General features: G+C 66.8%; 5 protein-coding genes. 3 read left to right on the top strand and 2 right to left on the bottom strand.

All coding sequences use genetic code 11. The features are described 5' to 3' along the window. Positions 1–123 precede the first annotated feature (123 nt). The 3 genes from AC1D15_RS17825 (at position 124) to AC1D15_RS17835 (ending at position 1,881) form a co-directional block, all read left to right on the top strand. Positions 124–1,083, top strand: coding sequence for a LysR family transcriptional regulator (locus AC1D15_RS17825; RefSeq protein ID WP_477827031.1), 960 nt, complete (start codon positions 124–126; stop codon positions 1,081–1,083). A 116-nt stretch (positions 1,084–1,199) separates the two neighbouring features. Then, positions 1,200–1,574 (top strand): type II toxin-antitoxin system RelE/ParE family toxin, encoded by a 375-nt coding sequence (locus AC1D15_RS17830; RefSeq protein ID WP_477827032.1) that lies wholly within the window; start codon positions 1,200–1,202, stop codon positions 1,572–1,574. Beyond that, positions 1,558–1,881, top strand: coding sequence for a helix-turn-helix domain-containing protein (locus AC1D15_RS17835; protein WP_047506577.1), 324 nt, complete (start codon positions 1,558–1,560; stop codon positions 1,879–1,881). The genes AC1D15_RS17830 and AC1D15_RS17835 overlap by 17 nt, the downstream gene beginning before the upstream one ends. 9 nt (positions 1,882–1,890) lie before the next feature. Here AC1D15_RS17835 and pssA read toward each other — a convergent pair whose 3' ends face one another. Then, positions 1,891–2,505, bottom strand: coding sequence for a CDP-diacylglycerol--serine O-phosphatidyltransferase (pssA, locus tag AC1D15_RS17840; protein ID WP_477827033.1), 615 nt, complete (start codon positions 2,503–2,505; stop codon positions 1,891–1,893). A 59-nt stretch (positions 2,506–2,564) separates the two neighbouring features. After that, positions 2,565–4,960: AbfB domain-containing protein (locus AC1D15_RS17845; RefSeq protein WP_477827034.1), on the bottom strand; the 2,396-nt coding region annotated here is incomplete at its 5' end.

The following is a 4,960-nucleotide window of genomic DNA, read 5'->3' on the forward strand; positions in this document are numbered from 1 at the left end:
AAGTGGAGCTCATGGCGATGTCCTTGCGGAGGTGATGGAGTGAGCGAACTCTAGGCAAGCGATTGCAAGTCAACTAGCCCACAATCAATGGTTTCATCCGCAAGCAGATCGTGAGAATCGACCATGGCCTTCAACGAACTCCGCGCCATCGCCACCTTCGTCAAGGCGGTCGAGCTGGGCAGCCTGCGCCAGGCCGCGACGGCGCAGGCGATCACGCCGCAGGCCGCGAGCCAGGCGCTGGCGCAGCTCGAGGGGCACCTGGGGGTGCGGCTGATCCACCGCACGACGCGGCGGCTCAGCCTGACCGAGGAAGGGCAGCAGTTCCTCGACGCGGCGCAGCCGGGGCTGGCAACACTGCAGCGGGCGCTGCACGGTGCGCGGCGCGGGCGCGACGAGATCGCCGGGCCGCTGCGCATCGTCGCGACGCGCTCGCTGATGCTGCCGGTGCTGTGGCCGGTGCTGGCGGAGTTCTGCGAGCGGCATCCCGACATCGAGCCCGACGTGCAGCTGGACGATCGCCTGGGCAACTGGGTCGAGGACCGTGTCGACGTCGGCTTCCGCGCCGGCACGCCGCCGGCCGACGGCGTGATCTCGCGCCGGCTGTTTCCGCTGCAGCTGGTGGTGTGTGCGACGCCGGGTTACCTGGCGAGGTACGGCACGCCGCGGCACATCGACGACCTGGCGCAGCACCGCTGCAGCGGCTTCCGGCATCCGGCGACCAACAAGGTGATGCCGTGGGAGTTCAAGGTCGGCGCCGAGATCGTCGCGCGCGATTTCGCGCCGGTGCTGTGCACCAACGATGTCGAGCTGGAGGCGAACGCGGTGCTGTCAGGCCATGCGATCGGCCAGCTGGTGGGCGTGACCGCCGCGCCGCTGGTGCGCAGCGGCCAGCTGGTGCCGGTGCTGACCGAGCATGTGGCCGAGCACCTGAGCCTGTACCTGTACTACGGCAGCCGCATCGCGCAACCGGCCCGCGTTCGGGCCTTCATTGACCTGGTGGTGGAGCGGGCGGCGGGGAATGCGGCGTACTTCCTGGAGCCGCATGAGCTGAGTGGCACGAAGCGGCGCAGGAAAGTGAACTGAGTGCACGGAAGGTGAAGGAAATGAGGACATGACAACGGGCGCGATTTGATAGCTTGCAACGCCGTCCCGCCACCGATGCCCTTCTACTTCAAAGTAGCACCCAGTGCTAGACTTTCATGCCCGTCACCTCGTCGCAGGTCTTCAAGACCGCCTGGTTTGCAAAGGCAGCCAGCAAATCGAAGATTCCCGATACCGATTTGTGTGCTGCCGTGCTGCAGGCGATGCGAGGCCAGGCAGAGGATCTCGGTGCAGGGGTATTCAAGAAGCGACTCAACGACAACCTGCACCGATCCATCCTTCTGGCGAAAGGCGGTCGTCGTTGGGTGTTCGAATTCCTCTTTGCAAAGAGCGACCGCGCGAACATCAGTGATGAGGAGCTGGCGGCATTCAGGAAGCTCGCTCGCGTCTACGCCGCGTTGGATGAATCACAAGTGACTGAGTTGATCGCGAGCGGACAGTTTGTGGAGATTTGCAATGCCGACAAAGCGTAAATTCAAAAGCGATGCCTTCGAGGCCATCCATCAATCCGCGAGCGCGCTCAGGCAGATTGGAGCCATCGACAAGGCAACGATGCGTCAATTCGACGAAACCTGCGTGTCAGCGCCGCCGGCCATCAGCCCGATCCAGATCAAGCGCATCCGCGAAAGCGCCCACGTCAGCCAACCGGTATTCGCGCTCTACCTGAACACCAGCGAATCGACCGTACAGAAGTGGGAGGCTGGCACCAAACGCCCCAGCGGCATGGCGCTCAAGTTGCTCTCGATCGTGCGCAAACACGGCTTGCAGGTTCTCACCTGAACCAGCCGTTCACGGCTTCGGAATCCGGATCCGGCTGATCATCAGCGAGCCGGAGAGCCCGAACAGCAGCACCAGCGGGTGGAAGTAGTGTTCGCCGACCATCACCTCGCCGAACCACAGGTTCGGGCCGAGCGCGCCGGCCGAGGCGGCCGCCGCGAGCATCAGCACCAGCACGATCGAGGTCGGGATCGGCGTGCCTTCGAAGTGCGTGACCTTGCCGCTGTCGTCCGACAGCGCCTCGGCGGTGACGTTGTAGCGCGCCAGGCGCGACACGCCGCAGGCGACGAAGTACGCCAGCACGATGCGGTCGTACAGGCCACGCATGCCGCAGCCGTAGGCGATGATCGCCGGCGCGACGCCGAACGAGATCACGTCGGCCAGCGAATCGAGCTCGCGGCCCAGCGCCGACGCCTTCTGGCGCCAGCGCGCGACGYGGCCGTCGAGGATGTCGAACACCAGCGCGGCGATCACCAGGCCGCAGGCGAAGTGGATGTGCACGACGTTCGCCGTCGCGAGGTAGGACATCATCGAGAACAGCGCGCCGGTGCCGGACACGGCATTGCCGAGCGTGAACCAGTCCGCCAGGTGGAACTCGCGGATCATCGAAAACGGCTTCGGCTTCATGCGCTGGCGCTCCTCGTCGGTCGGGCGGGCAGTTTAGTTGACTGCCCGCCCCCACCGCATCAAGGGGCCCAGGCGTTCTCCACCGCCCAGCGCGTGTCGGCATCGAAGCTGCCCGACGTGTTCCACGCCGAGCCGCCGATGCCATCGGCGATCCACACCTCGGCCGCGTAGTGGCGCAGGTAGCGCCCCGGGTAGTTGTAGGACGCAAAGCGGGTCCCCGCGCTGCCGTCGGCCGTCCCCTGCGCGCAGAAGGTGGCATCGGCACGGTACAGGTCGCCGGCCTGCAGCGCGTCGCGCCGCACCCGCGAGTTGCTGTGGCGCAGGTACTCGCCCGGGAAGTTGCGCGACTCGAACGAGTAGCAGCTGCCATCGGCCAGCCCCGGCACCATGCGCCAGCTCGCGTCCGCCTTCAGCGTGCTGTCGCTCGCGGCCGTCACCACCTCGGTGAAGGCCAGCGCATCCTGGTGACGCACGTAGCGGTTGTCGTAGCCCGGCGTCAGCACGCGCAGCGAATGCACGGTGTTCGGCGCCACCACCACGCTGCTGCGCCACCAGCCGGCCTGCGGCGACCACGACGCATCGGCGCGGAACAGGCTGGTGTCCTGGAACGGGTTCAGCCAGACCTCCGCGTTGGCATGCCGGATGTAGTAGCCCGGGTTGTTCTTCGACTCGAGCGAGATGCCACCGTTGCCGTCCAGCGCCTTGCGGGCGCAGAACGTGGCGTCGGCCTTGAACAGCGCGCTGTTGTCGTTCGGGTCGATGCGCAGGCGGAAGGCCTGGTGGCGCAGGAACTGCCCCGGCTGGTTGACCGACTCGAAGGACAGGCAGCTCGCGTCGCCCAGCCCGTTGACCACCTTCCACGACGCGTCCTTCTTCAGCAGCTCGCTGCTGGCGGCATCGACCACCTCGGTCACGCCCAGGCTGTTGGCGTGGCGGATGAAGCGGTTGGTCACGCCCGGCGTCACGGTGCGCAACGAGTACGAGGTGCCGCGCCGCAGGAAGGGCACGCCGTCGATCAGCGCCTGGTGCGCCGCCCGGACCTGCGCGAAGTCCATCTTCCTGACCTGGCGGTCATAGGTCAGGAACCCGTTCAACTCGTCCTCGACGTCCGAGATCTCGGTGTACACCGCGGCACTCAGGCCGCGGGAAGACACCAGCTCGCGCAATCCTTCCACCTGTTGCAGGTAGACGTTGGTCAGCGTCGTCGAGTCGGGGTAGAGGTTGTAGCAGCAGGTCGAGGCCGGGTTCCACATGTGGCCGTCCACGCGCAGCCCGTTGCCGCCGAACTCGCCCAGCACGGACAGCCGGTTCGGCTGCCAGGCCGGCGCACTCGGGCCCGGGTAGTCGTGGTTGTCGATCAGGTCGCCAGCCCCCTGGTCGCCCGGGGCGAAGTTGATGCCCGAGTGGGTGTCGATCAGGCGGCTCGGGTCCCAGCCCTTGAAGACGCCGGCCATGCGGACCATGTCGAAGTCGCCCCAGCTCTCGTTGAAGATCACCCAGGTGATGACCGACGGCGACGAACGGTGCTCGTCGACGATCTCGCGGTCTTCGGCCTCCACCTTGGCGCGCACCGCGGCGCTGGTCTCGGCGTCCCAGGCATGCGGCATGTCCTGCCAGACCAGGATGCCCAGCTTGTCGGCCCAGTAGAACCAGCGCTGCGGCTCGACCTTGATGTGCTTGCGGACCATGTTGAAGCCCAGGTCCTTGATGGCCACCAGGTCGGATTTCAGCGCCTCGTCGGTCGGCGCGGTGTACAGGCCGTCGGGCCAGAAGCCCTGGTCGAGCGGGCCGTACTGGAACACGAACTTGCCGTTGAGCAGCGGACGCGGCACGCCGTTGACATTGCCGATCGCGATCGAGCGCATGCCGAAGTAGCTGCCGACCTCGTCGACCACGCTGCCGCCGCTGCGCACGCGGACCTTCAGGTCATACAGGAAGGGATCGGTGGGCGACCACAGGTGCGCATTCGGCACCGGCACGGTGAACTCGACATCGCCGCTGCCGGTGGCCGTACCCACCTGGGCGCCACCGGTCGAGGCCACGGCCTCGATCGAGGTACCACCCAGGTTGCTGCCGCGCACGACGATGCGCAGCCGGTTGTTCGCCACGTCCGGCGTCATGTCGAGCCGCGTGACGTGCGGTGCCGCGACCGGCTCCAGCCACACCGTCTGCCAGATGCCCGAACTCGGCGTGTAGAAGATGCCGCCAGGGTTCAGCGTCTGCTTGCCCAGCATGTCATCGCCGGTGGTCGGGTCGAACGCGCCGACGACCAGGTCGTTGCTGCCGCTGCGCAGCCAGGGCGTGATGTCGAAGCTGAACGCGTCGTAGCCGCCGCTGTGCTGGCCGACCTGCTGGCCGTTGACGTAGACGGTGGCCTTGCGGTCGACCGCGCCGAAATTCAGCTTCACGCGCTTGCCGCCCCAGCCGGCCGGCACGCTGAACGTGCGCTTGTACC

Source organism: Rhizobacter sp. P2_H2, assembly GCF_056403375.1.